The sequence below is a fragment of the Neomoorella stamsii genome, assembly GCF_002995805.1.
In the GTDB taxonomy this organism is placed as follows: Bacteria; Bacillota; DSM-521; order Neomoorellales; family Neomoorellaceae; genus Neomoorella; species Neomoorella stamsii.
The window spans coordinates 34,020-58,477 of sequence record NZ_PVXL01000057.1 but is presented as its reverse complement, the minus strand read 5'-3'; the positions used below and the strand labels follow the sequence as shown (position 1 = coordinate 58,477).

Annotated in this window: 23 protein-coding genes and 1 other annotated feature; of the genes, 2 read left to right on the top strand and 21 right to left on the bottom strand. The window is 53.3% G+C overall.

The features are described 5' to 3' along the window. The 15 genes from tuf (MOST_RS13240) to tuf (MOST_RS13170) form a co-directional block, all read right to left on the bottom strand. Positions 1 to 1,203, bottom strand: coding sequence for an elongation factor Tu (tuf, locus tag MOST_RS13240; RefSeq protein ID WP_054937171.1), 1,203 nt, complete (start codon positions 1,201 to 1,203; stop codon positions 1 to 3). 532 nt (positions 1,204 to 1,735) lie between these two features. Then, entirely contained in the window at positions 1,736 to 3,814 is a 2,079-nt protein-coding gene (fusA, locus tag MOST_RS13235) for an elongation factor G (RefSeq protein WP_054938438.1), read from the bottom strand. A gap of 90 nt (positions 3,815 to 3,904) precedes the next feature. Further along, positions 3,905 to 4,375 carry a 30S ribosomal protein S7 gene (gene rpsG, locus MOST_RS13230; RefSeq protein ID WP_054938437.1) on the bottom strand — a complete coding sequence of 157 codons (471 nt, stop codon included), beginning with the start codon at positions 4,373 to 4,375 and terminating at the stop codon, positions 3,905 to 3,907. Between the two features lie 19 nt (positions 4,376 to 4,394). After that, complete coding sequence (gene rpsL / locus MOST_RS13225; RefSeq protein WP_054938436.1) at positions 4,395 to 4,769, bottom strand: 30S ribosomal protein S12; 375 nt, start codon at positions 4,767 to 4,769, stop codon at positions 4,395 to 4,397. 21 nt (positions 4,770 to 4,790) lie between these two features. Further along, a complete protein-coding gene (locus MOST_RS13220; protein ID WP_054938435.1) occupies positions 4,791 to 5,042 on the bottom strand; it encodes a L7Ae/L30e/S12e/Gadd45 family ribosomal protein in 252 nt (83 codons plus the stop codon). Between the two features lie 39 nt (positions 5,043 to 5,081). Continuing rightward, positions 5,082 to 8,579, bottom strand: a complete 3,498-nt coding sequence (gene rpoC / locus MOST_RS13215; protein WP_054938434.1) for a DNA-directed RNA polymerase subunit beta' — start codon at positions 8,577 to 8,579, stop codon at positions 5,082 to 5,084. Between the two features lie 23 nt (positions 8,580 to 8,602). Next, entirely contained in the window at positions 8,603 to 12,052 is a 3,450-nt protein-coding gene (rpoB, locus tag MOST_RS13210; protein WP_170067057.1) for a DNA-directed RNA polymerase subunit beta, read from the bottom strand. Positions 12,053 to 12,270: 218 nt separating this feature from the next. Continuing rightward, positions 12,271 to 12,651: a 50S ribosomal protein L7/L12 gene (gene rplL, locus MOST_RS13205; RefSeq protein ID WP_054938433.1), complete on the bottom strand. Its 381-nt coding sequence runs from the start codon at positions 12,649 to 12,651 to the stop codon at positions 12,271 to 12,273. 299 nt (positions 12,652 to 12,950) lie between these two features. Further along, entirely contained in the window at positions 12,951 to 13,481 is a 531-nt protein-coding gene (rplJ, locus tag MOST_RS13200; protein ID WP_054938432.1) for a 50S ribosomal protein L10, read from the bottom strand. 14 nt (positions 13,482 to 13,495) lie between these two features. Continuing rightward, positions 13,496 to 13,643: a sequence feature (ribosomal protein L10 leader region), on the bottom strand. A 22-nt stretch (positions 13,644 to 13,665) separates the two neighbouring features. Continuing rightward, entirely contained in the window at positions 13,666 to 14,361 is a 696-nt protein-coding gene (rplA, locus tag MOST_RS13195) for a 50S ribosomal protein L1 (RefSeq protein WP_054938431.1), read from the bottom strand. Between the two features lie 53 nt (positions 14,362 to 14,414). Then, a complete protein-coding gene (rplK, locus tag MOST_RS13190) occupies positions 14,415 to 14,849 on the bottom strand; it encodes a 50S ribosomal protein L11 (RefSeq protein ID WP_054938430.1) in 435 nt (144 codons plus the stop codon). 74 nt (positions 14,850 to 14,923) lie between these two features. Further along, positions 14,924 to 15,451, bottom strand: a complete 528-nt coding sequence (gene nusG, locus MOST_RS13185; RefSeq protein ID WP_054938429.1) for a transcription termination/antitermination protein NusG — start codon at positions 15,449 to 15,451, stop codon at positions 14,924 to 14,926. A gap of 8 nt (positions 15,452 to 15,459) precedes the next feature. Continuing rightward, on the bottom strand, positions 15,460 to 15,693 hold the full coding sequence (gene secE / locus MOST_RS13180) for a preprotein translocase subunit SecE (RefSeq protein ID WP_054938428.1): 234 nt from the start codon (positions 15,691 to 15,693) through the stop codon (positions 15,460 to 15,462). A gap of 15 nt (positions 15,694 to 15,708) precedes the next feature. Further along, positions 15,709 to 15,858 (bottom strand): 50S ribosomal protein L33, encoded by a 150-nt coding sequence (rpmG, locus tag MOST_RS13175; RefSeq protein ID WP_054938427.1) that lies wholly within the window; start codon positions 15,856 to 15,858, stop codon positions 15,709 to 15,711. A 185-nt stretch (positions 15,859 to 16,043) separates the two neighbouring features. Further along, positions 16,044 to 17,246, bottom strand: a complete 1,203-nt coding sequence (gene tuf / locus MOST_RS13170) for an elongation factor Tu (RefSeq protein WP_054937171.1) — start codon at positions 17,244 to 17,246, stop codon at positions 16,044 to 16,046. A 246-nt stretch (positions 17,247 to 17,492) separates the two neighbouring features. Here tuf (MOST_RS13170) and MOST_RS13165 point away from each other — a divergent pair, with 246 nt between their 5' ends. Continuing rightward, complete coding sequence (locus MOST_RS13165; RefSeq protein WP_054935901.1) at positions 17,493 to 17,846, top strand: SMR family transporter; 354 nt, start codon at positions 17,493 to 17,495, stop codon at positions 17,844 to 17,846. A gap of 86 nt (positions 17,847 to 17,932) precedes the next feature. After that, positions 17,933 to 18,586: an NUDIX hydrolase gene (locus MOST_RS13160; protein WP_208974801.1), complete on the top strand. Its 654-nt coding sequence runs from the start codon at positions 17,933 to 17,935 to the stop codon at positions 18,584 to 18,586. Between the two features lie 92 nt (positions 18,587 to 18,678). On the opposite strand, the gene MOST_RS13155 is transcribed toward MOST_RS13160, so the two are convergent. From MOST_RS13155 to MOST_RS13130, 6 genes are all read right to left on the bottom strand, one after another. After that, positions 18,679 to 20,079 carry an esterase/lipase family protein gene (locus tag MOST_RS13155; protein ID WP_054935902.1) on the bottom strand — a complete coding sequence of 467 codons (1,401 nt, stop codon included), beginning with the start codon at positions 20,077 to 20,079 and terminating at the stop codon, positions 18,679 to 18,681. A 105-nt stretch (positions 20,080 to 20,184) separates the two neighbouring features. Next, entirely contained in the window at positions 20,185 to 20,730 is a 546-nt protein-coding gene (locus MOST_RS13150; RefSeq protein ID WP_054935903.1) for a LytR/AlgR family response regulator transcription factor, read from the bottom strand. Between the two features lie 42 nt (positions 20,731 to 20,772). Beyond that, positions 20,773 to 21,591: a methyl-accepting chemotaxis protein gene (locus MOST_RS13145; protein WP_054935904.1), complete on the bottom strand. Its 819-nt coding sequence runs from the start codon at positions 21,589 to 21,591 to the stop codon at positions 20,773 to 20,775. 33 nt (positions 21,592 to 21,624) lie between these two features. Beyond that, the gene (locus tag MOST_RS13140; protein ID WP_054935905.1) at positions 21,625 to 22,437 is read right to left on the bottom strand and encodes an alpha/beta fold hydrolase; all 813 of its coding nucleotides are present in this window, start codon (positions 22,435 to 22,437) and stop codon (positions 21,625 to 21,627) included. Positions 22,438 to 22,548: 111 nt separating this feature from the next. Next, positions 22,549 to 23,574 (bottom strand): branched-chain amino acid ABC transporter permease, encoded by a 1,026-nt coding sequence (locus MOST_RS13135; protein WP_054935906.1) that lies wholly within the window; start codon positions 23,572 to 23,574, stop codon positions 22,549 to 22,551. After that, positions 23,575 to 24,438, bottom strand: a complete 864-nt coding sequence (locus MOST_RS13130) for a branched-chain amino acid ABC transporter permease (RefSeq protein WP_054935907.1) — start codon at positions 24,436 to 24,438, stop codon at positions 23,575 to 23,577. Positions 24,439 to 24,458: the final 20 nt, after the last annotated feature.

The window sequence follows — 24,458 nt, the reverse complement described above, 5'->3', positions numbered from 1 at the left end:
TTACTCGATAATCCCGGTCACGACGCCGGCGCCCACGGTGCGGCCGCCTTCACGGATGGCAAACCGTAAGCCTTCTTCAATGGCTATGGGGGTAATGAGCTCGATGGTCATGCGGATGTTGTCCCCAGGCATCACCATCTCTACCCCTTCGGGCAGTTTGACTACCCCCGTCACGTCCGTCGTCCGGAAGTAGAACTGCGGCCGGTAACCGTTGAAGAAGGGTGTATGCCGCCCGCCTTCTTCTTTGGTCAGTACGTATACTTCCGCGTTAAATTTGGTGTGGGGTTTGATGGACCCCGGCTTGGCCAGTACCATCCCGCGTTCTACTTCTTTGCGCTCTACTCCCCTGAGAAGCGTGCCAATGTTATCCCCGGCTACCGCTTCGTCCAGAATCTTCCTGAACATCTCTACCCCGGTCACTACCGTCTTCCGGACCTGGTCCCTGAGCCCGATAATCTCTACTTCATCCCCTACTTTCACCTTGCCCCGCTCTACCCTGCCGGTGGTCACCGTGCCCCGGCCGGTAATGGTGAACACGTCTTCGATGGGCATCAGGAAGGGTTTGTCGACGTCCCGTTCGGGGGTTGGCACGTAGCTGTCTACCGCGTCCATCAGTTCCCAGATCTTGCTGCACCATTCACATTCCCGCTTGCCGCAGCCGCATTCCATGGCTTTCAGGGCGCTGCCTTTGACGATGGGTATCTCGTCACCCGGGAATTCGTATTCGCTTAACAGTTCCCGGACTTCCATCTCTACCAGCTCTAACAGCTCTGGGTCGTCTACCTGATCGACCTTGTTCATGAAAACGACAATGTAGGGCACTCCTACCTGCCGCGCTAAAAGTATATGTTCCCGCGTCTGGGGCATGGGGCCGTCGGCTGCCGATACTACCAGGATGGCGCCGTCCATCTGAGCCGCACCCGTGATCATGTTCTTGACGTAGTCGGCGTGGCCCGGGCAGTCGACATGGGCGTAATGCCGCTTTTCTGTCTCGTACTCGACGTGGGCCGTGGCAATGGTGATGCCCCGTTCCCGCTCTTCCGGTGCCTTGTCGATCTGGTCGTACGCCGTGGGTACGGCCCCCCCGGCTTTGGCCAGGCAGAAGGTGATGGCTGCCGTCAGAGTCGTCTTCCCGTGGTCAACGTGACCGATGGTTCCAACGTTGACGTGGGGTTTCTTGCGTTCAAATTTTTGTTTGGCCATGGGTGGTTTTGCCTCCTCCGTTATTGAGAAATGAAAGGTGAGAAGCCTGAAAATAACTTCACTCCAGGCTGGCATTGTTTTTACTCGCTCCCTGGTCCTCGCGGATCAGCCTACGGCTCAGCCTCGGTCTCGGGCGCCCAGCACTCACTTAACTCAGCTACCTCCAAAGGTAGTACGACTGCATAGACCGAAGAACTGGTTACTGTAACTTGGTTACTGTGAGTGCTGGGCGGCCTATTCGGCATCCTTGCCTTTAGAATCCGGCCTTTGGCCTCTCTGTCCTCGGCCCCGCCCTCGCTCCTCGGCACAGCCTGCGGCTGCTTAACCGCTCGGTAGAAGCTCGCTCGCTCCAAACAAATGCCAGCCCGTTATTTCATCCTTCTGATGGTGTCGCGTTAGCGGCATGAGGGTCTGTTAATAATGGTGGTCTACCGTCCAAAGTAGCCCCTTTACCAACAACGGAACACGCCCCATTAAAATGTTCAGTTACCGAAGCAGGCAGTAAAACTTCCCACTTCGCACTTCCCTATGCTTATGCTCCCTGGCGTTTGCTGATAATCTCGGTGGCGATGTTCTGGGGTACCTCTTCATAATGATCAAACTGCATGACGTAGGTACCCCGGCCCTGGGTCCGGGACCGCAGGTCGGTGGCATAACCGAACATCTCGGCCAGAGGGACAAGGGCGCGAATGACCTGGGCGCCGGACCGGGGCTCCATACCTTCCACCCGGCCGCGGCGGGAGTTCAGGTCACCGATAACATCGCCCATATATTCTTCCGGTACCACAACTTCGACCTTCATGACCGGTTCCAGGAGAACCGGCTGGGCCTTTTTGGCGGCATCCTTGAAGGCCAGGGAACCGGCAATCTTAAAGGCCATTTCCGAAGAGTCGACCTCGTGGTAAGAACCATCCACCAGGGACACCCGCACATCTACTACCGGGTAACCGGCCAGAACACCGTTGGCCATGGCTTCCTGGACGCCGGCGTCAACTGCCGGGACATACTCTTTGGGTACAACCCCGCCGACGATCTTATTAACAAACTCATAACCCTTCCCGGGCTCCTGGGGTTCTACTTCAATAATCACGTGGCCGTACTGGCCGCGGCCGCCCGTCTGGCGGATAAACTTGCCTTCGGCCTTGACCGGCCGGCGAATGGTCTCTTTGTAGGCCACCTGGGGCCGGCCGACTTTGGCACCCACTTTAAACTCCCGCAGCAGGCGGTCGACAATTATCTCCAGGTGCAGTTCGCCCATGCCGGAGATAATGGTCTGCCCGGTTTCGGGGTCGGTATGCATCTTAAAGGTCGGGTCTTCCTCGGCCAGTTTCTGGAGGGCCAGGCTCATCTTTTCCTGGTCGGCTTTAGTTTTGGGCTCAATGGCTACGGAAATAACTGGCTCGGGGAATTCCATGGCCTCCAGGACAATGGGATGCTGCTCGTCGCACAGGGTATCGCCGGTGGTCGTTTCCTTCAAGCCCACCGCTGCCGCTATATCACCGGCGTAGGCCTCTTCAACTTCCTCCCGGTGGTTAGCGTGCATGCGTAAGATACGGCCGATCCGCTCCCGGCGGCCCTTGGTGGAATTGTAAACATAAGAGCCAGATTTGATGGTCCCGGAATAGACCCGGAAAAAGGTTAACTTGCCTACATAAGGATCGGCCATGATTTTAAAGGCCAGAGCGGCAAAGGGCTCGTTATCGCTGGAATGACGCTCATCCTCGGAGCCTGTTTCCGGGTCAATACCCTGGATGGCTGGCACGTCAGTGGGCGCGGGTAAGAAATCCACCACCGCATCCAGCAGGGGCTGAACGCCTTTGTTTTTAAAAGAAGAACCGCAGAGAACCGGTACCATCTTGACAGCAATGGTTGCCTTGCGAATACCGGCCTTGATCTCCTCTTCGGTTAGCTCTTCCCCTTCCAGGTACTTGAGCATTAATTCTTCATCGCTTTCGGCCACAGCCTCCAGCAACTTCTCCCGGTATTCGCGCACCAGGTCTTCCATGTCGGCTGGAACAGGCCCTTCCTCAATGGCGGTCCCTAAATCGTCAGTGTAGTAAATGGCCTTCAGGCGGATCAAATCTACCAGGCCGCGGAAATTATCTTCAGCGCCAATGGGTAACTGGATGGGCACCGGATTGGCTCCCAGGCGGTCGGCAATCATCCTGACGCCCCGGTAAAAATCAGCCCCGATCCGGTCCATTTTATTGATATAGGCAATCCTGGGTACGCCGTATTTATCCGCCTGACGCCAGACGGTTTCCGACTGGGGCTCAACCCCGCCTACAGAACAGAAGACGGCTATAGCCCCATCCAGGACGCGCAAAGAGCGTTCTACCTCCACGGTAAAATCCACGTGGCCTGGCGTGTCGATAATGTTAATACGATGGTCCCGCCAGAAGCAGGTAGTAGCAGCCGAGGTAATGGTGATACCACGTTCCTGTTCCTGGACCATCCAGTCCATGGTTGCATTGCCTTCATGCACTTCGCCCATACGGTGCACGCGGCCGGTATAGAAAAGTATCCTCTCGGTGGTAGTAGTCTTACCGGCATCAATATGGGCCATGATACCGATATTCCTGGTTTTTTCCAGTGGGTATTCTCTAGCCATAAAGTTTCATCCCTTCTTGTAATCAGGTTTCAGGTACCGGAGGTCGCTGTGAGGTGAGACCTCCAGTTCCTGGGCCCCTGACCCCCACACCTACCACCGGTAATGAGCAAAGGCTTTGTTGGCTTCCGCCATCTTATGTGTATCTTCGCGTTTCTTGACAGCACCGCCGGTATTATTGGCGGCATCCATCAACTCGGCAGCGAGTTTTTCGGCCATACTCTTGCCGCTACGCGTCCGGGCGTAGTTTACCAGCCAGCGGATGCCCAAAGTTTGCCGCCTTTCCGGCCGCACTTCCACCGGTACCTGGTAGTTGGCACCACCCACCCGGCGGGCCTTAACTTCGAGGAGCGGCATTACATTTTTGAGGGCTTGTTCAAAAACCTCCACCGGATCCTTACCGGTTTTTTTCCTGATGGTGTCGAAGGCGTCATAACAAATCCGCTGGGCTAGCGATTTTTTCCCATTGAGCATGACCTGGTTAATTAATTTGGTAACCTTGGTACTCCCATAAAGCGGGTCCGGTAAAACCTCCCGCCGGGGAACACTGCCTCGCCGTGGCAACCCTTATCCCCCCTTACCACTACTTTTTGGGCCGTTTGGCCCCGTACTTAGAACGGCCCTGGTTACGGTTCTGGACGCCGGCAGAATCGAGGGTACCTCTGATAATATGATACCTGACGCCCGGCAGGTCCTTCACCCTGCCCCCCCTTACCAGGACCACCGAGTGTTCCTGCAAATTATGACCAATACCGGGGATGTAGGCGGTTACCTCAATGCCATTGGTTAGGCGTACCCGGGCTACCTTGCGCAGGGCCGAATTGGGCTTTTTGGGTGTAGTTGTATAAACACGGGTGCAGACACCCCGCTTCTGGGGACATTCCTTTAAGGCAGGTGCCGTCGACTTTTTGACTACCTTTTCCCTTGCCTCTCGCACCAGCTGCTGGATTGTCGGCATTCCTTCCACCTCCTTCCCCGGCTATTCTTCCAAGATAACGGCTGAGGCTGAACCTACTTCGATGCCGCAGGCCCGCCCCAGCTCTTTCATTGAGTCTACCTCGACTACTTCTACACCCCGTTCGCGGCAAAGCTGAATTAACGGCCCGGTTACATGGGGTTCGGCATCCTTAGCTATATAGACCACCCGGGCTGTCCCCTTCATTACCGCTTTGGTGACCTGTTTGGTGCCTACCACTCGTTTTTTGGCCACCCGCAAACGCTCATAGGACATAATTCAACCTCCCCTGGGCAGTCACACTTTCTTATACTATCATTTTCCGGTAGCCGTGTCAACAGATTCTGGCGTAGCCTCTCCTTCCCCTCCAGCTTCCGGGGTTATTACCCTTAGCTGCCGGTAGCGGCTCATGCCGGTACCGGCCGGGATCAGCTTACCGATAATTACATTCTCTTTCAGGCCCAGGAGGGGATCTACCCGCCCCTTGATGGCTGCTTCCGTCAGCACCCGAGTCGTTTCCTGGAAGGAGGCTGCCGACAAGAAAGAATCCGTCGCCAGGGAGGCCTTGGTAATGCCCAGCAGCACCGGCCGGGCCGTCGCCGGTTTGCCGCCGCTGGCCTGGACCTTCAGGTTTACATCTTCAAATTCAAAGGCGTCCACCAGGGTGCCGGGCAGGAGATCGGTATCACCCTCATCTTCCACCTTGACTTTACGCAGCATCTGGCGGATCATCACTTCGATATGCTTGTCGTTGATGTCGACCCCTTGCAGGCGGTAAACCCGCTGCACTTCCCGCAGGAGATAAAGCTGGACACCTCGGACACCCTTTACCTTTAACAGGTCGTGGGGGTTAACGGAACCCTCCGTTAACTCATCACCGGCTTCCACGTGGTCGCCTTCGTTAACCTTCAGGCGGGAGCCATAGGGAACATGGTAGGAGAACTTTTCACCATTGGCGTCGGTGATTTCAATCTCCCGCCGGCCCCGGATCTCGTTAATGGCGGTAATGGTGCCGGTAGTCTCGGCAATAGTGGCCTGGCCTTTGGGTTTGCGTGCTTCAAAGAGTTCTTCTACCCGCGGCAGGCCCTGGGTGATGTCCTCACCAGCCACACCGCCGGTATGGAAGGTACGCATGGTCAGCTGGGTACCGGGCTCGCCGATGGACTGGGCGGCGATAATCCCCACGGCTTCGCCAATTTCTACATCCTTACCCGTGGCCAGGTCCTGGCCGTAGCATTTACGGCAAACGCCGTAGCGGGTCCGGCAGGTGAGGACGGAACGGATCTTTACCTTTTTAATACCGGCAGCCACAATGGTCCGGGCCGCCTCATCACTAATCATGGTGCCGGCGGCTACCAGGAGTTCACCGGTTTCCGGGTGGTAAACATCCTCCAGAGCATAACGCCCGGTCAGGCGTTCTTCCATCTTTTCGATTACCTGGTTGCCCTCGTGGATTTCCTCCACTTCAATACCGGCCGTGGTACCGCAGTCGTCTTCCCGGACAATGACATCCTGGGCCACGTCCACCAGGCGCCGGGTGAGGTAACCGGAGTCCGCCGTCCTTAAAGCCGTATCGGCCAGGCCTTTCCGGGCGCCGTGGGTAGAAATAAAGTACTCCAGCACCGTCAAGCCTTCGCGGAAGTTGGCCTTGATGGGCAGGTCGATAATCCGGCCGGACGGATCGGCCATGAGGCCCCGCATCCCGGCCAGCTGGCGAATCTGCTGGACGTTACCGCGGGCACCGGAATTGGCCATCATGAAGACGGGGTTGAATTTATCCATGCCCGCCATGAGCTGTTTAGTCAGAGTATCGGTGGCGTTATTCCAGAGGCTGATGACTTTCTGGTAACGCTCTTCCTCGCTGATTAAACCTTTGCGATATTGCTGGTCAATTTTCTCTACTGCGGCTTCCGTATCAGCGATTATCTCCTTTTTCTCCCCTGGCACAACGATATCATTGATGCCAATGGTAAAGCCGGCCAGGGTGGAGTAATGGAAGCCTACTTTTTTGATGCCGTCCAGCAGGGTAGCGGTGGCTTCCGTCCCCAGGAGTTTATAGCAACGGGCGATGATCTCCGTCAGCTTCTTTTTGTCAACTTCACAGTTATAGTAACCCAGTTCTTTGGGGATGGGGATTTCCCGGTTAAAAATCAGGCGGCCGATGGTCGTCTCCAGGAGCTTGCCGTCTTCCAGGCGTACCTTGATCAGGGCGTGGACGTCAATGTCCTTGTTGAGATAAGCCATATAGGCCTCATCGTAGCTGCCAAATACCCTCCCTTCGCCCCTGGCCCCGTGGCTTACGGTAGTCAGGTAATAGGATCCCAGCACCATATCCTGGGTCGGCGAAACGACCGGTTTGCCGTCCTTGGGGTTCAGGATATGGTGGGCGGCCATCATTAAAAGGCGCGCCTCGGCCTGGGCCTCGGCCGAAAGGGGAACGTGGACGGCCATCTGGTCGCCGTCGAAGTCGGCGTTATAGGCCGTACAGACCAGGGGGTGAATCTGGATGGCCCGGCCTTCCACCAGCACCGGCTCAAAGGCCTGAATACCTAAGCGGTGCAGGGTCGGTGCCCTATTTAAGAGGACCGGGTGCTCGGCGATAACCTCCTCCAGGACGTCCCAGACTTCATTCTTTACCCGTTCCACCATACGCTTGGCACTTTTTATATTATGAGCCAGGCCTTTATCTACCAGCCGTTTCATAACAAAAGGCTTGAAGAGTTCCAGGGCCATTTCCTTGGGCAGGCCGCACTGGTGGATTTTTAGTTCCGGCCCGACAACTATTACCGAGCGGCCCGAGTAGTCAACCCGCTTGCCCAGCAGGTTCTGGCGGAAACGGCCCTGCTTACCTTTGAGCATGTCGCTTAAAGACTTCAGGGGCCGGTTACCGGGGCCGGTCACCGGCCGGCCCCGGCGACCGTTATCAATCAGGGCGTCCACGGCTTCCTGGAGCATGCGCTTTTCATTGCGGACAATAATGTCCGGCGCCCCCAGGTCCAGGAGCCTCTTCAAACGGTTGTTGCGGTTGATTACCCGGCGGTAGAGATCATTGAGATCAGAGGTGGCAAAACGCCCGCCGTCCAGCTGGACCATAGGCCGCAGTTCCGGGGGTATCACCGGGATGACATCCAGGATCATCCACTCGGGACGGTTACCAGAGGCCCGGAAGGCTTCTACCACTTCCAGACGGCGGATGGCCCGGATCTTGCGCTGGCCGCTACTGTCCTTCAGTTCCTGCCGCAGTTCGGCGGCCAGCTGGTCGAGATCGATTTCCTGGAGGAGCTCCTTAATGGCTTCGGCACCCATGGCCGCCCGGAAAGCATTGCCGTACTTATCCCGGTACTCCCGGTACTCAGCCTCGGTGAGCAGTTGTTTCTTCAAGAGGGGGGTATCGCCAGGATCGATAACCACGTAGGAGACGAAGTAAAGGACCTTCTCCAGGGCACGGGGTGACATGTCGAGGATGAGGCCCATGCGGCTGGGAATGCCTTTAAAGTACCAGATGTGGGAGACAGGGGCTGCCAGTTCAATATGGCCCATCCGCTCCCGGCGCACCTTGGAACGGGTTACTTCCACCCCGCAGCGATCGCAGACAATGCCCTTATAACGGACCCGCTTGTATTTACCGCAGTGACACTCCCAGTCTTTGGTGGGGCCAAAGATGCGTTCGCAGAAAAGGCCATCGCGCTCCGGCTTCAGGGTGCGGTAATTGATGGTTTCAGGTTTCTTCACCTCGCCGCTGGACCAGGCCCGGATCTGTTCCGGTGAAGCCAGACCGATACGCATGCGCTCAAAGTTGCTTACATCCAGCATTATTCCTGCCCCCCTTGAAGACCTTAAATTTCTTCTTCGTCATATTTACCGCCCGGGACTACCCTGGCCCGTGGTTTTATAACTGTAAAATCACTGTCAAAATCATCTCCTTCAACCTCCAGTTCCAGTTCGCCGGGATCAAGGTCGGCAGGATCAAAGTCCAGGTCTTCTTCTTCAGCTTCATCGACAGCCTCTCCCGGCTCTGCTTCAGGCTGGCCCTGGATGTCCAGGCCCAGGTCCTGGGCTGCTTCGACACCATCATCATCGTCTTCTTTAATTTCGATTTCTTCGTTTTCCTCCGAGAGGACTTTGACATCCAGACCCAGGCTCTGGAGTTCTTTAATTAATACCTTAAAGGATTCCGGCACCCCGGGTTCCGGGACATTTTCCCCTTTCACAATGGCCTCGTAGGTCTTGACCCGGCCGACGACGTCATCGGATTTTACCGTCAGGATTTCCTGGAGGGTATAGGCCGCACCGTAAGCTTCCAGGGCCCAGACCTCCATTTCCCCAAAACGCTGGCCGCCAAACTGGGCTTTACCGCCCAGGGGCTGCTGGGTAACCAAGGAATAGGGGCCGGTGGACCGGGCATGGATCTTGTCATCCACCAGGTGGGCCAGTTTCAGCATATACATATAGCCTACGGTAATGGGACGGTCAAAAGGCTCGCCGGTACGGCCGTCATAAAGTATGGTCTTGCCGTCTTCAGGCAGGCCGGCTTCCCTTAGTTTAGCCTTAATCTCCTCTTCCGAAGCCCCGTCAAAAACCGGGGTGGCTACATTAATCCCCAGGGCTTTAGCCGCCCAGCCCAGGTGTGTTTCCAGGATCTGGCCTAAATTCATCCGGGAGGGCACGCCCAAGGGATTTAACACAATCTCAATGGGCGTACCGTCGGGGAGGAAGGGCATATCCTCTTCCGGCATGATGCGGGAGATAACGCCCTTATTCCCGTGGCGGCCGGCCATCTTGTCCCCTACGGAAATCTTCCGTTTCTGGGCGACGTAAACCCGGACCAGCTCATTAACCCCGGGGGCCAGCTCATCACCGTTCTCCCGGGAAAAGACCTTGACATCGACAACGATACCCGACTCCCCGTGGGGTACCCTCAAGGAAGTATCCCGCACTTCCCGGGCCTTTTCGCCGAAAATGGCCCTTAGCAAACGCTCTTCGGCGGTCAGCTCCGTCTCGCCCTTGGGAGTAACTTTACCTACCAGGATGTCACCCGGGCGTACCTCGGCACCGATACGAATGATGCCCCGCTCGTCCAGGTCCTTTAAAACGTCTTCGCTGACGTTGGGAATATCGCGAGTGATCTCTTCCGGTCCCAGTTTGGTATCCCGGGCGTCACATTCATATTCTTCAATGTGAATAGAAGTAAAAATGTCTTCCTTAACCAGCTTCTCGCTAATGAGGATGGCGTCCTCATAGTTGTATCCTTCCCAGGTCATAAAGGCTACCAGGATATTGCGGCCCAGGGCCAGCTCGCCCTGGTTTGTGGAAGGGCCGTCAGCGATGGGCTGGCCGGCAGTTACCCGCTCCCCTTTGCGGACAATGGGCTTCTGGTTAATGCAGGTTCCCTGGTTGGAACGGACGAACTTTTGCAGGCGGTAGGTATCCACGGTACCGGCATCGGTGCGGATGACAATCTCGCGGGCCGTAACCCTTTCCACAATGCCGCTGTTTCTCGCCAGGACGACCACCCCGGAATCCTGGGCCGCCCGCCATTCCATACCAGTGCCTATTACGGGCGCCTCGGTCCTTAAGAGGGGTACGGCCTGGCGCTGCATGTTGGCTCCCATAAGGGCCCGGTTGGCGTCGTCATGCTCCAGGAAGGGGATAAGGGCCGTGGCCACACTGACCATCTGCTTGGGGGAAACGTCCATGTAATCAACCCGGTCGGCAGGTACGACTACAATTTCCCCGGCATGACGGGCGTTAACCCGCTTCTCTAAGAAATGGCCTTCTTCATCCAGGGGAGCGTTGGCCTGGGCAATGACGTACTTGTCCTCTTCATCGGCAGTCAGGTAATCAATTTCGTTGGTGACGACGCCCTTTTCTTTATCTACCCGCCGGTAGGGGGTTTCAATAAAACCAAACTCATTGATGCGGGCATAGGTACTTAAAGAACCAATCAGGCCAATGTTCGGGCCTTCAGGGGTCTCAATGGGACACATGCGGCCGTAGTGGGAAGTATGCACGTCCCGCACTTCAAAACCGGCCCGTTCCCGGGACAGGCCACCGGGCCCCAGGGCCGAGAGGCGCCGTTTATGGGTTAACTCGGCAAGGGGGTTAGTCTGGTCCATAAACTGGGACAGCTGGCTGGAACCAAAGAATTCCTTGATGGCCGCCACTACCGGCCGGATGTTAATCAGCACCTGGGGTGTAATGACATCCACATCCTGAATGGTCATCCGCTCCCGCACTACCCGCTCCATGCGGGCCAGGCCAATACGGAACTGGTTCTGGAGGAGCTCGCCAACAGAACGCAGGCGGCGGTTACCCAGGTGGTCGATATCATCGGGTTTAACTTCGCCATCCATAAGGCGCAGCAGGTATTTGATGGCATAGATAATATCCTCTTTGGTAAGGCAACGAATATACTCCTGCCGGCCGTTAACTTCCTGCGTCAAAACGCCATGACCCAGCTTTTTGTTCAACTTGTAGCGACCGACGTTGCCCAGATCGTAGCGCTTGGGATCAAAGAAAAGGGATTCCAGCAGGTTCCTGGCGCTCTCGACAGTCGGGGGCTCACCAGGACGCAGGCGTTTATAGATCTCTACCAGGGCTTCCTCTTCGGAATCGGTGTTATCCTTTTCCATGGTATTCTGGATACGCGTATCAAAGTCAAAGAGTTCGAGGATACGGGCATTAGTCGTATAGCCCAGGGCGCGCAGGAGGACGGTGGCCGGGATCTTCCGCGTCCGGTCAATACGGACGTAGATGCTTTCGGTATTGTCGGTTTCGAACTCCAGCCAGGCACCCCGGTTGGGAATAATGGTGGCGCCGTATACATTTGTCCCGTTAGCATCTTTACTTTCCGTATAATAGGCCCCCGGTGAACGGACCAGCTGGCTGACAATAACCCTTTCAGCACCGTTAATGATAAAGGTGCCCTTTTCCGTCATGAGGGGGAAATCCCCCATAAAGACTTCCTGCTCTTTAACTTCGCCTGTTTCTTTGTTAATAAGCCGAACCTTGACCCGCAGGGGGGCAGCATAGGTCATATCCCGCTCTTTGCATTCTTCCTGGGAGTACTTGGGCTCACCCAGGGAATAATCAACAAATTCCAGGACCAGGTTGCCGGTAAAATCCTGGATTGGCGAAATATCCCGCAAAATTTCCCGCAAACCTTCATCAATGAACCACTGGTAGGAGTTACGCTGGATTTCAATCAGGTTTGGTAACTCCAGGGTCTCCTTGATTTTAGCAAAGGTCCACCGTTCCCTGGTCCCAACCTTGACCGGATAAGCCAACATGGGTCCCCCCCACAAGAAATTCAAAAGCAAGGTGTTGAAAACCTCGCTTTTGACCTCTAAAGTTCCTGCTACCTATTATTGCCGTCCCAGGAAATACTTAATCATGTGACAGCAAATTAATGGCATTTTGTTATGTTAGCATAAAGGGCGACTAATGTCAAGGACAAAAATTATAGCCGGGGAGCGTCGGTTCCCCGGCTTCTGGCAGCAGGCAACTATTTGATTTCCACAGTGGCGCCGGCTTCTTCCAGCTTGGCCTTGATGCTTTCGGCTTCTTCTTTGCTGACCTTTTCTTTAACCGGCTTGGGAGCGTTGTCTACCAGGTCTTTGGCTTCTTTGAGGCCCAGGGCGGTAATTTCGCGGACCACCTTGATGACGTTAATCTTCTTGTCGCCGGCGGACTTCAAGATGACGTCAAATTCGGTCTGCTCTTCAGCCGGTGCTTCAGCCGGGGCTGCTGCTCCCGGAGCTACAGCCATGGCTACCGGCGCGGCAGCGCTGACGCCAAATTCTTCTTCCAGGGCCTTAACCAGTTCGGCGAGTTCCAGCACCGTCAAACCTTTGACGGCATCGATAATTTCTTGAACTTTGCTCATGATTGAGAGTCACTCCTCCTCTGAAAATCATTCTACCCTGAAAATAACTTCGTTCCAGGCTGGCATTGTTTTTGCTCGCTCCCTGGTCCTCGCGGATCAGCCTACGGCTCAGCCTCGGGCTCGGGCGGGGTTCCCGGCCTATTCGGCATCCTTGCCTTTAGAATCCGGCCTCGGACATCCTGTCCTCGGCCCCGCCCTCGCTCCTCGGCACAGCCTGCGGCTGCTTAACCGCTTGGACCAAGTCGCTCGCTTCAAACAAATGCCAGCCCTTTGTGTACCGTGTTAGCGGTATGAGGGTCTCAAGCTGCTTCTTCTTTCTTTTTGCGGATGGCCTCCAGGACGTAGGCCAGGTTGCGGATATTGCCAGCCAGGACGTTAACCAGCCCGGCCAGGGGAGCCTGGAAGCCGCCCACCACTTTGGCCAGGAGCTGTTCGCGGGAGGGCAGGTCGGCCAGGGCCTTGATTTCATCCAGGCCAATAACCCTGCCCTGCAAAACGCCCGCCTTAATCTGGAAGGTCTTGCTGTTGCGCATTACTTCCGATAAGATTTTGGCCGGTGCCGCAGGGTCGTTTAAGCTGAAGGCCGCAGCAGTTGGCCCTTCCAGGAAAGGTTCAAGGGCATCCAGGCCCAATTCCTGCGCGGCCCTGCGCGTGAGGGTATTTTTCACCACTTTAAATTCTACCCCGGCTTCCCGTAACTGCCGGCGTAGCCTGGTCATTTCAGCTACATTCGTTCCCCGGTAGTCGGCCAGGATGGTGACGATGGAATTGCCCATCTTTTCCTTTATTTCAGCCACTGCCGCAACCTTGGCTTCCCTCTGTTTGTTCATTTCCCCACCTCCGTTCTGCCAAAAATAAAAGCCCCCGCAGACAAACGAGGGCAAAAGATAATTATAATTAACCTTAAACCTGGAAGGTTAATTTTTAACTACCTCGGCAGGATATTAAGCCTACCTGGCACCTGCTGTCTACGGTAAATACCGTATGAAGTTTTTAAACTGTAATTTTAGCTATTTACCTTACGGCCCGCAGGGGGTTAACTTTGACCCCCGGCCCCATGGTCGAAGAAATACTGATGCTCTTTAAATACTGGCCTTTGGCCGCTGCCGGTTTGGCCCTTACCAGGGCTTCTATCAGGGCCTGGAAATTTTCTTTCAATTTATCTTCTGCAAAACTGGCTTTGCCAATAGGAGCATGGACAATGGCCGTCTTATCTACCCGGAATTCAATTTTACCGGCCTTGACTTCTTTAATGGCCCGGGCCAGGTCCATGGTTACCGTGCCCGCCTTGGGATTGGGCATAAGCCCCCGGGGACCTAAAATACGGCCTAGTTTACCGACCATACCCATCATATCAGGGGTAGCAATGGCCACGTCAAAGTCGAGCCAGCCGCCCTGGATTTTTTCTACCAGGTCTTCGGCGCCCACAAAATCGGCCCCGGCTTCCTCAGCTTCCCGGGCCTTTTCTCCCTTGGCAAAGACCAGCACCCGCCGGGTTTTACCGGTACCGTTGGGCAGGACTACCGTCCCCCGGACCTGCTGGTCGGCATGGCGGGGGTCGACACCAAGTTTTACCGCTACCTCAATGGTTTCATCAAATTTGGCGCTGGCCGTTTTCCTGGCCAGGGCAATAGCTTCGCCGGGTTCGTAAAGTTGCTGCCTGTCTACCAGTTTACTAACCTCGCGGTACCTTTTACCATGCTTGGGCATTTGGGCATTCCTCCTCGTGGTTCTAGCGGATTACTCCTCCCACCAGCCTCTATTCAAGCCTCTACTTCCACACCCATGCTGCGGGCAGTACCCTCGATCATGCGCATGGCTGCTTCAATACTGGCGGCATTTAGATCCTTCATCTTAAGTTCGGCAATCTCCCGGATCTTTTCCCGGGAAACCTTGCCGACTTTCTTGCGGTTGGGCTCCCCGGAAGCCGTCTCAATACCCAGGGCTTTTTTCAGCAAAACGGCTGCCGGTGGCGTTTTGGTAATAAAGGTAAAGGAACGATCTTCGTAAACAGTTATCTCCACCGGGATAATCAGGCCAGCCTGGTTGGCTGTCCGGTCGTTAAACTCTTTGACGAAGGCCATAATGTTAACCCCGTGCTGGCCCAGGGCCGGACCTACTGGCGGTGCCGGCGTCGCCTTACCTGCCGGTACCTGGAGTTTAACCACTGCCGTTACTTTCTTGGCTTTGGGTGGCATTTTTAACACCTCCTTCGAAATATGAGTGTGTGTTTCAATAATCAACCGTCATGGATGGTAGATGGTACTTTACTTTAATCAATCTTTTCTATCTGGTTAATATCCAGCTCAATAGGTGTTTCCCTGCCGAACATGGAAACCAGGACCTTTATTTTACCCTTATCGGGCTGGATCTCTTCTATCGAACCGATAAAGTTTTCAAAGGGGCCACTGGTAACGCGTACATTTTCACCCACGGCTACATCAATCCGCGGCCTCGGTTCTTCAACACCCATCTGTTGCAGGATTTGCTGGGCCTCTTCCTCCCGGAGGGGTATGGGCTTATTACCCGTACCCACAAAACCGGTTACCCCTGGTGTATTGCGCACTACGTACCAGGAGGCATCGGTTAAAATCATTTCCACCAGCACATAACCAGGGTATATTTTCCGTTTGACGATTTTACGCTTGCCGTCCTTAACCTGGATCTCGTCTTCCATGGGCACTACTACCCGGAAGATTTTATCGCCCATGTTCATGGACTCGACGCGCTTTTCCAGGTTGGCTTTAACCTTATTTTCGTAACCAGAATAAGTGTGGATGACAAACCAGGCCTTTTCCATGTTAACCTCTACCGCAAGATCAATTTGCCCAGCAGAAAACTAAAGACAGAGTCAAAAAGCCATAATAAGGCCGCCACAATGAGCACTGAAACCAGTACCACGGAAGTATAGGTTACCAGTTCCTTACGGGACGGCCAGTGGACCTTTTTTAACTCAGTCCAGGACCCCCGAAAAAATTTGGTAGCTTGCTCTTTAAAACTGGTTTTGTTGTTAACTGTTTTGGCCACGGTCTTGGTTACCATTTAAAAACCCCTATCCTATTTCGTTTCCTTGTGCACAGTGTGCCTGCCGCAGTAACTGCAGTACTTTTTCAGTTCCAGGCGATCGGGGTCATTCTTTTTATTTTTGCTGGAAGTATAATTACGTCGCTTGCATTCGGTACATGCCAGGGTAATCCCCACCCGCACTGCCGGCCACCTCCATTATGATAGAAGTGGGGAGGTGGAAAATTGCCCCGGGGGTCAATTCCACTTCCCACTTCTTTAAATTTCCCTGCTAGAAAACTCTTCTCCACCGCTCCAGGGTTTTTACCCCGGGGCGGCTAAACACTCTTATTAGTTTGCCATAAATATAAAACCCTGTCAATATTTATTTACTCGATAATCCCGGTCACGACGCCGGCGCCCACGGTGCGGCCGCCTTCACGGATGGCAAACCGTAAGCCTTCTTCAATGGCTATGGGGGTAATGAGCTCGATGGTCATGCGGATGTTGTCCCCAGGCATCACCATCTCTACCCCTTCGGGCAGTTTGACTACCCCCGTCACGTCCGTCGTCCGGAAGTAGAACTGCGGCCGGTAACCGTTGAAGAAGGGTGTATGCCGCCCGCCTTCTTCTTTGGTCAGTACGTATACTTCCGCGTTAAATTTGGTGTGGGGTTTGATGGACCCCGGCTTGGCCAGTACCATCCCGCGTTCTACTTCTTTGCGCTCTACTCCCCTGAGAAGCGTGCCAATGTTATCCCCGGCTACCGCTTCGTCCAGAATCTTCCTGAACATCTCTACCCCGGTCACTACCGTCTTCCGGACCTGGTCCCTGAGCCCGATAATCTCTACTTCATCCCCTACTTTCACCTTGCCCCGCTCTACCCTGCCGGTGGTCACCGTGCCCCGGCCGGTAATGGTGAACACGTCTTCGATGGGCATTAGGAAGGGTTTGTCGACGTCCCGTTCGGGGGTTGGCACGTAGCTGTCTACCGCATCCATCAGTTCCCAGATCTTGCTGCACCATTCACATTCCCGCTTGCCGCAGCCGCATTCCATGGCTTTCAGGGCGCTGCCTTTGACGATGGGTATCTCGTCACCCGGGAATTCGTATTCGCTTAACAGTTCCCGGACTTCCATCTCTACCAGCTCTAACAGCTCTGGGTCGTCTACCTGATCGACCTTGTTCATGAAAACGACAATGTAGGGCACTCCTACCTGCCGCGCTAAAAGTATATGTTCCCGCGTCTGGGGCATGGGGCCGTCGGCTGCCGATACTACCAGGATGGCGCCGTCCATCTGAGCCGCACCCGTGATCATGTTCTTGACGTAGTCGGCGTGGCCCGGGCAGTCGACATGGGCGTAATGCCGCTTTTCTGTCTCGTACTCGACGTGGGCCGTGGCAATGGTGATGCCCCGTTCCCGCTCTTCCGGTGCCTTGTCGATCTGGTCGTACGCCGTGGGTACGGCCCCCCCGGCTTTGGCCAGGCAGAAGGTGATGGCTGCCGTCAGAGTCGTCTTCCCGTGGTCAACGTGACCGATGGTTCCAACGTTGACGTGGGGTTTCTTGCGTTCAAATTTTTGTTTGGCCATAGGTAGTTTTGCCTCCTCCTAGAATAGCATTACTATTCGCTTTCCTTGCGCCGCGCCTCTTTCACGTAGCCGGGCGTAGCTATCCGCAAAAGATATTTCTACATTGGTTAGCCTTTTCCTGCTTGTACTCTGTATATTATTACCCTGGTACTGTAAAATAATTCCGGTAACAGGTTGCTTTTGCCATAAACAAGGATATGATAGACTTACATGTGACTTCAATATATAAAGGGAGAAGGTCTGTCCATGCCCGTCCTTGTATTAATCCTTTTGTCCGTCTTCCTGGGGGCCGGGGCCCAGGTATTATTTAAAGTCGGCGTCCTGCAGCTGGATAGCCTCAAGTTTAATATTCCGGGGATTACCGGCTTGCTTTTCAGCCCTTACATCCTGGGAGGCCTGGTAGCCTTTGCCGCCAGTTTCCTCCTCTGGCTAAAAGTCCTGGCCGAAGTCCCTTTAAGTTATGCCTATCCCATGGTTAGCCTGGGTTATGTTTTTGTCTTCTTGCTCTCCTGGCTATACCTGGGAGAAAGCCTGCCGGCCTTACGGGTCGTTGGGCTGGCCTTGATTATCGGCGGCATCCTCCTTATTGCCCGGAGCTAATTTTTACGGTTTTAAGAATAAAGCCCGGTTCCCGGGCTTTGCAGGCCACATCGGCCTGGATAAAGAGCAGGCAGGTGATACTTAAAGTGCTGGATTTTCGTTATGGAATGGAAGATATCAAGGCTAAGGTACAACAGCATACAAGCGGGCTCCTGGATGCCCGCCTATATGCTCAATCCGCCGTCCTCTTACCCCTGTTAAAGGAAGATAACGGTATCCTTTCACTACTTTTTGAAGTCCGTTCCTGTAATTTAAAAACCCAGCCAGGAGAGATCTGTTTCCCCGGCGGGCGCCTTCAACCCGGCGATAGGAGCGTTAAAGAAGCAGCCTTGAGGGAGACCTGTGAGGAACTGGGGCTGGACCCGGATTCTGTTGAAATCTGGGGTGGCCTGGACATCCTGGTTACTCCCTTCCGGCAGGTCATCTACCCCTTTGTCGGCCTCTTGCGAGAGCCCCAAAACATCAGGCCCAACCCCCTGGAGGTGGAGGAAGTCTTTACTGCACCGCTGGACCGGCTCCTCAGCCTTACCCCTGAATATCATGAAATTACCCTGCAGGTGCAACCACCCGAAGATTTTCCCTTCGATAAGATTCCCCATGGCCGGCAATACCCCTGGCGCCGGGCCAGCTGGCCTGAGCTATTCTACGAGTTTGAAGAGCGCATAATCTGGGGTTTAACGGCACGATTACTACAACATTTTCTAGCAATAATCAAAAGTGATATGTATGGTTTCATATAATCGTTATACTCTTATTTCATTCTTACTGATTGGGAAAAATTATCCCCATAAAGAAGGGCAGGCTCCAATCCTTGCCCGCCCTTCGCTCCGTTCTATTCGGCCAGCTTTTGCTCAATCCACTGCAAAGCCGGGGTTTCCCTGACGATATCCAGGTGATTATAATTCATCCCAACCTTGGCCTTTAACGGCGCACCTCTCCTGGTAACCCCCGAGGTATAAGTGGCGCTGGCCACAAAGAGTAAACCGTCGCTGTCATCAGCTTTTTCCCCGATAGGATATCCCCACCAGGTATAGTCCCAGACCTGATTATAACCATAAAGGACATACAGGTTGATGCCGGGATCTAATCCTTTGTTATTTAACTTGGCAATAAAGTTGCTGGTTCCATTGCTGCCATTGGAGTTGGCAATAGCCTGGTTAATACCTTCCGAAGTAATGTAAGCGCTTTGCCCACCATAGTAAAGATCATACATGGTTTCATTTCCATCAGCTGATGTCCAGCTCTCGGAATTAAAGGGGATAGGATGCTCGGGATCATCAACCCAGTTATGCAATAACTGGGTCTGCCCCTGGAAATAATTCCCGTTATAAGTATCAGTCATATCCCAGCGCTTATAATAACGGTATACATAATAAATATATGCTTCCCAGAAAGCTACCGGGCTGTTAAGGTTATTTTGGATAACATTCGTGTTTGCCGTATAGTACCGGAACATGGTATCGAGGCCCTTAAAAGGAGCGGCAACAGCAATGTATTTCCTCACATCGCCACGGTAATCGGTCATCCAGGAAGTATCTGTCCATTCGTTGTTTAAAGAACTCATATAGGCGATAGCCGGCAGGTTCCCTTTGCTATGAGCCACTACATCCACTTTACTGGCCCCGGTTTTTTGTTTTATTATTTCAATAGCATCAGCAATAAGTTCCGCTTGTATCAGGTTATTCCCATGGGTGTGGGGGAAAGAAATAGCAAAGACAGCGTAGCCGCGGTTGGCCAGGTACTGCATCAGGCCAGGATTGGTAATACTGCCTGGTGTCTGATAATCCCAGGGATGGGCCCAGGCACGGTTCATATCATCCCGCGCTCCATGAACAAGGAGCACCGGGTACGGTTTTGTTGCATTCTGCCAGTTAGGCCCGTAACCTAAAAGGAAATAACGATTGCTCTTAAGATGGCCGTAACTGCCGAAATCATAGTCGTTATAGGTGGAACTGTACCCGTCGTGCACGTAAATATCCGCCGGGAACCACGAGCGCACCTTGTCATTCCTGGGCAGGCTAAATTTAACAATCTTCTCCTGCCCGTTTATCATCTGGCTACTGCTGTCTCCCCATAACTCAACCCGCTCCCAGGGATACGGGTCTGTCGCGGTGGAAATAAGAACATGGGAGGCGGCTCTGGCCTCAGGCGGTGGAAGAACTGCTCCGGTTACCAGATTTACCAATAAAAAGAATACCACTAAACCGATAAACCTCCTCCTAATCCTTACCATAAACTTCCTCCTTTCAAGATTAAATTTTAATTTTATTATAGGCAAGGTATTGCATTCTACAATTTCTTTTGTATAAATGGATATTTTCTTGTAATAACTTGTTATTTAAAATGCTTCTTCGAGCATTTTTGTTAGAGTTTTGACCTTCGACCTGCTAACCCAGGCAGGAATTTCATAATCGTCAAAGATAACTTTATAACCCCCCCCGCCACAGTGTATTAACCGCTTTATCCTTTTCAAGTTAACTATATAGGACTGATGCGTCCTTACAAAACAGAAATACTTCTTCAGATCTTCTTCTACTTCCTTCAGGCTTTTGTAGCAGTAGCGCCTGCCTCTGGTGGTATGAAAGCAGGAATACCGGCCAAGCCAGGTTTCGATAAAAAAGATATCGCCAATGTTTACAAAAGTTACCTCCTGCCCGCTTTTGCCCTTTAAATAATATAAAGGTGCAGCCTTAAAAACATCTTCATTTCCAGTCCTGGCAGTAAAGCTCATAAAGGCTCTAAAAAATAACGCCACTTCTTGAAAATCTTTAAACCTGTAAATCCTACCACCTCGCATTTCCTGTACCAGTATCTCCCTGGAATTCGCCTCATTCTTCTGGTTATAGATCTGTAAAATGAATGAAGCGCAACTCTTTTTCTCCATCCCCTCTCTCTCCTCATCTCGGTGGATTACCTAATATATACACTATCCCCGCAGGCTTATAGCTAATTTCACCAGGTCTTCACCGGTCCCGGTTATCTCCTCCAGGGCGGCAGCTAAAGCTTCTGTCCCCGCCGTTTGATTGGTAACCTGGAATTGTATTTCCTGCAGCCCCTCCTGCAGGCGTTTAACAGCTGCTAGAATATGGCAATATAGTTCTTCTGTAACCTTAACTTGTTCGGCAACTCGTTCGGCCAGCTGCCGTACCTCCCTGGCCACAACTTCGAAGCCTGCTCCCATTCGTCCTAACCTGGTAGCTTCAATGCCGGCATTGAGGCCTAAAATTTTGGTCTGGTAAGCCATTCTTTCGATGAAGTTGACTATCTCCCTGGCGCGGGCAGCTTCCCTTTCTACTGCGGCAGCCAGTTCTTCGATTTTCCTTACCTGGGCGGCGATTTCTTCGGCTGCTGCCGCCAGTTCCTGCCCGCCGGCCATGGCATCCTGCATACTCCCGTTAATATTTTGGGCCATGGCCATTAACTGCTCCTCCCTTTCTATCCCCTCCGACACACTGATACCGCCAACTACCCGCCCACCCTCTCTCACAGGTATAGCCCTGGCCACATATGGTACGCCGAGTACTTCCGGTCCTACCCGTTCAACTACACGTTTCCCTTCTGCTATACAGCGCCCTACAACCGAAGCCGGGAGGAGAGGGTCTCCCGGCTTTACAGGTTGTCTAATTTTCTCTCCAGGTACGTATACCAATACCTTCTCTAGATCGCAAACAGATACGGCACAGTCTGCGGCGAATAATCCCGCAAGGCAGGGGGCCACCTCTACAAAAGCTGCCAGTAATCCCATGCTGCTTTCCCCCTTCCCTGAAGAATGCTTCTTCTACCTGGCTTTGCTTAAAGCCAGAAATCCTAATATGGCTGTATGAAATTCTTCTTTTTTCTCATAAAAGGAAGCGTGACCGGCTTCCGGAATGGTAATATACAACGAACCCTTTATAGCCCTGTGGATCTTTATCATTTCTTCCAGGGGAGTAACCATGTCTTTTTCAGCACCTATTAATAACGTCGGCACATTTATTTTTCCTAATCTTTCTAGTATGTCAAAACCACCGTGACTGGAGGACAACCTGAGATAGGCGGCGAACCAGTCACTGGTCAGCACTTCACCGAAATTCTTTTCCCTGGCCTTTAACCATTGGTAATGGGCTTCATAAAAAGTAGATGAATAGATAAAGGGCATGGCCAGTTTGAGAAACTTCTGGCCCGAGTTAAGTTTTACCGCTTCGTCCCAGGCCTCCCCAATGGCCTTAAGGTGATTGGTAAGCCGCGCGGACGTATTGGCTAAAATAAGGGTTTTTAGCATATAACCGTATTTAAGGGCAAAAAGTAAAGCGACCTGGCCCCCGTATGAGGTCCCCACCAGGTGCACCCGGGGTAACCCAAGATGGACAAACAGGTCCCGGAGATCCTCCACATGTTGGCCTATTTCATATTGCTCGCTACATTTGTCCGACTGACCCTGATCGCGAAAATCTACCCTTAAGAGCCGGTAGCCGTTGCGGGTGTAAAAGTCTACGCAATCCACCCAGCTGGCGGTGCTCATCATAATACCGTTCAGTAATACTACCGTTTCCTCTCCCGTGCCGTCCAGTTCATAATAGATCCCTACACCATTAATCTCTACTTTCGGCATATTTCTCCCCTCCGGTAACATCATTCAGGTATTGTTCCATGACGATATTTTAATAATACCCCCCACCGTTCTGTGGGGGGATAATTCATTGACAAAAAGCAGAATAATGAGCTAACAGCTGGATTCTTTTTCCTTGACATTTACCACTTCTGAGGATAACGCAACTCCAGTGCTGATGCGGGTGTCTTTTCGCCAGCGCCGGCCCAGGCTGTTAAAAGCTCGGACCAGCCCTCCCGGGAAAAATAGTACTACTACAATGTAAACAATACCGAAAATGATTAACCAGCGTTCAAAGATTGGGTGCACACTCCCCAGGCTGCTGAACCATTCATGGACTATAGTTACCAGGGCCGAGCCGACGATAGCCCCATAAAGGGTGCCGCTACCTCCAATGATAGTCATCAGCAAAGCATCCAGGGTCTTATCCACAGCCAGTACGGAGGTGCTGACAAAACGCTCCTGCAGGCCATAGAGGGCTCCAGCCAGGCTGGCCGTGATGCCTGCCACCACGGTAGAGAATAATTTGTACCGGAAGACATCATAGCCGATGGCCTGGGCCCGGCGTTCGTTTTCCCGTATGGCCTGCAAAACCCTGCCGGTGGGTGATGAAATAAATAAGCCGAGCAGGTAGAATACCAGAATAAGAAAAAGGAGGGCAAGGTAATAGAAAACAACCCGGTCCTGCAGCATTTCCGGTACCCGGAAGCTAAAACCATCTTCGCCGCCGGTCAGGCCCCGCAGTTTGAAGGCTGCTATAAAGAACAACTCCCCCAGGGCAAGGGTCATCATGGCAAAGTAGGTATCGCGTACCCGCAGGGAGATAGTACCTATTAAGAAAGCCACCACAAGGCCTAATAGTATGGCCATAACTAATCCAAGGAGGGCAATCTCCAGCCCCCGGCCCAGGTTTTTCAAAAGGAGGCCTATGGTATAGGCGCCGCTACCGAAAAAAAGGGCATGGCCAAAGCTTATTATACCGGTATAGCCGAGCAAAATATCATAGCTCATGGCAAAGATGGCGATGATGAATATATGGGTTAAAAGGTTAATAGTGGCCCGGGATTCGGTAAACAGAGGTACTGCTGCCACCAGGAGCAGCAATATGAGCAGTAATATATGAAACCTTCTTCTCTTCACTTAAATATTACCTCCTCCGAACAAACCGGTAGGCTTGACCAGCAGCACCAGCGCCATCAAGAGGACGTTTACCGCCAGGGCCGCCTCCGGTACAAACCATGATACAGCCGCCCCTATAAGCCCTACCAGCAGGGCGCCGACGAGGGAACCGACAAAACTTCCCAGCCCACCGGTGACTACGACAATAAAAGCCAGTAGCTGGTTATCCAGCCCCATGGTCGGGCTGATGGAACCACCCAGGGGCCCCATAATAGCCCCGCCCAGGGCCGCCAACCCCGCTCCCAGGGCAAACACCATGGTAAATACTTTCCTGATGTCAATACCCAGGGCCTGCACCATTTCCGGGTTCTCTACCCCGGCCCGGACAATGATGCCCAGGCGGGTCCGGGTAAGCAAAATATATACTGCCAGTGCAACCACTAATCCCACCACGATGGTAAACAGGCGGTACTTAATGAGCACAATCCCACCAAATTCCCAGCTTCCCTCCAAAAAACCAGGGGGCGGGCTGGTCAGCATATTGGGTCCCCAGACCACCTTGACAAGTTCTCCCAGGACGAGCATTAAGCCCATGGTGAGCAGGATCTGGGATAAATGATTACCGAATACCCTGCTGATGGTTGTCCGCTCCAGGATGACGCCTAGCAAAGCGCCGGCGAGAATAGCGCTTGCCAGGGCCAGGAAAAAACTCTGGGTGCGCCCAAAGACCCAAGTTCCGACATAAGCTCCCCAGAGGAAGAAGGCCCCGTGGGCAAAATTGAGGATACCCATTAACCCAAAGATAATGGAAAGACCTACAGCCAGGAGAAAAATGGCCATGCCGGTGGCGATGCCATTGGTAAATAGATTGATAAAAGTATCCATACATGCACCCCCATCATCAA

Bases quoted from the DNA above. Each gene is read 5' to 3' on its own strand.
- tuf (WP_054937171.1), bottom strand. From the start codon at position 1,203: ATGGCCAAACAAAAATTTGAACGCAAGAAACCCCACGTCAACGTTGGA.
- fusA (WP_054938438.1), bottom strand. From the start codon at position 3,814: ATGGCTAGAGAATACCCACTGGAAAAAACCAGGAATATCGGTATCATG.
- rpsL (WP_054938436.1), bottom strand. From the start codon at position 4,769: ATGCCGACAATCCAGCAGCTGGTGCGAGAGGCAAGGGAAAAGGTAGTC.
- MOST_RS13220 (WP_054938435.1), bottom strand. From the start codon at position 5,042: ATGTCCTATGAGCGTTTGCGGGTGGCCAAAAAACGAGTGGTAGGCACC.
- rpoC (WP_054938434.1), bottom strand. From the start codon at position 8,579: ATGCTGGATGTAAGCAACTTTGAGCGCATGCGTATCGGTCTGGCTTCA.
- rplL (WP_054938433.1), bottom strand. From the start codon at position 12,651: ATGAGCAAAGTTCAAGAAATTATCGATGCCGTCAAAGGTTTGACGGTG.
- rplJ (WP_054938432.1), bottom strand. From the start codon at position 13,481: ATGAACAAACAGAGGGAAGCCAAGGTTGCGGCAGTGGCTGAAATAAAG.
- rplA (WP_054938431.1), bottom strand. From the start codon at position 14,361: ATGCCCAAGCATGGTAAAAGGTACCGCGAGGTTAGTAAACTGGTAGAC.
- rplK (WP_054938430.1), bottom strand. From the start codon at position 14,849: ATGCCACCCAAAGCCAAGAAAGTAACGGCAGTGGTTAAACTCCAGGTA.
- nusG (WP_054938429.1), bottom strand. From the start codon at position 15,451: ATGGAAAAGGCCTGGTTTGTCATCCACACTTATTCTGGTTACGAAAAT.
- secE (WP_054938428.1), bottom strand. From the start codon at position 15,693: ATGGTAACCAAGACCGTGGCCAAAACAGTTAACAACAAAACCAGTTTT.
- tuf (WP_054937171.1), bottom strand. From the start codon at position 17,246: ATGGCCAAACAAAAATTTGAACGCAAGAAACCCCACGTCAACGTTGGA.
- MOST_RS13165 (WP_054935901.1), top strand. From the start codon at position 17,493: ATGCCCGTCCTTGTATTAATCCTTTTGTCCGTCTTCCTGGGGGCCGGG.
- MOST_RS13155 (WP_054935902.1), bottom strand. From the start codon at position 20,079: ATGGTAAGGATTAGGAGGAGGTTTATCGGTTTAGTGGTATTCTTTTTA.
- MOST_RS13150 (WP_054935903.1), bottom strand. From the start codon at position 20,730: ATGGAGAAAAAGAGTTGCGCTTCATTCATTTTACAGATCTATAACCAG.
- MOST_RS13145 (WP_054935904.1), bottom strand. From the start codon at position 21,591: ATGGGATTACTGGCAGCTTTTGTAGAGGTGGCCCCCTGCCTTGCGGGA.
- MOST_RS13140 (WP_054935905.1), bottom strand. From the start codon at position 22,437: ATGCCGAAAGTAGAGATTAATGGTGTAGGGATCTATTATGAACTGGAC.
- MOST_RS13130 (WP_054935907.1), bottom strand. From the start codon at position 24,438: ATGGATACTTTTATCAATCTATTTACCAATGGCATCGCCACCGGCATG.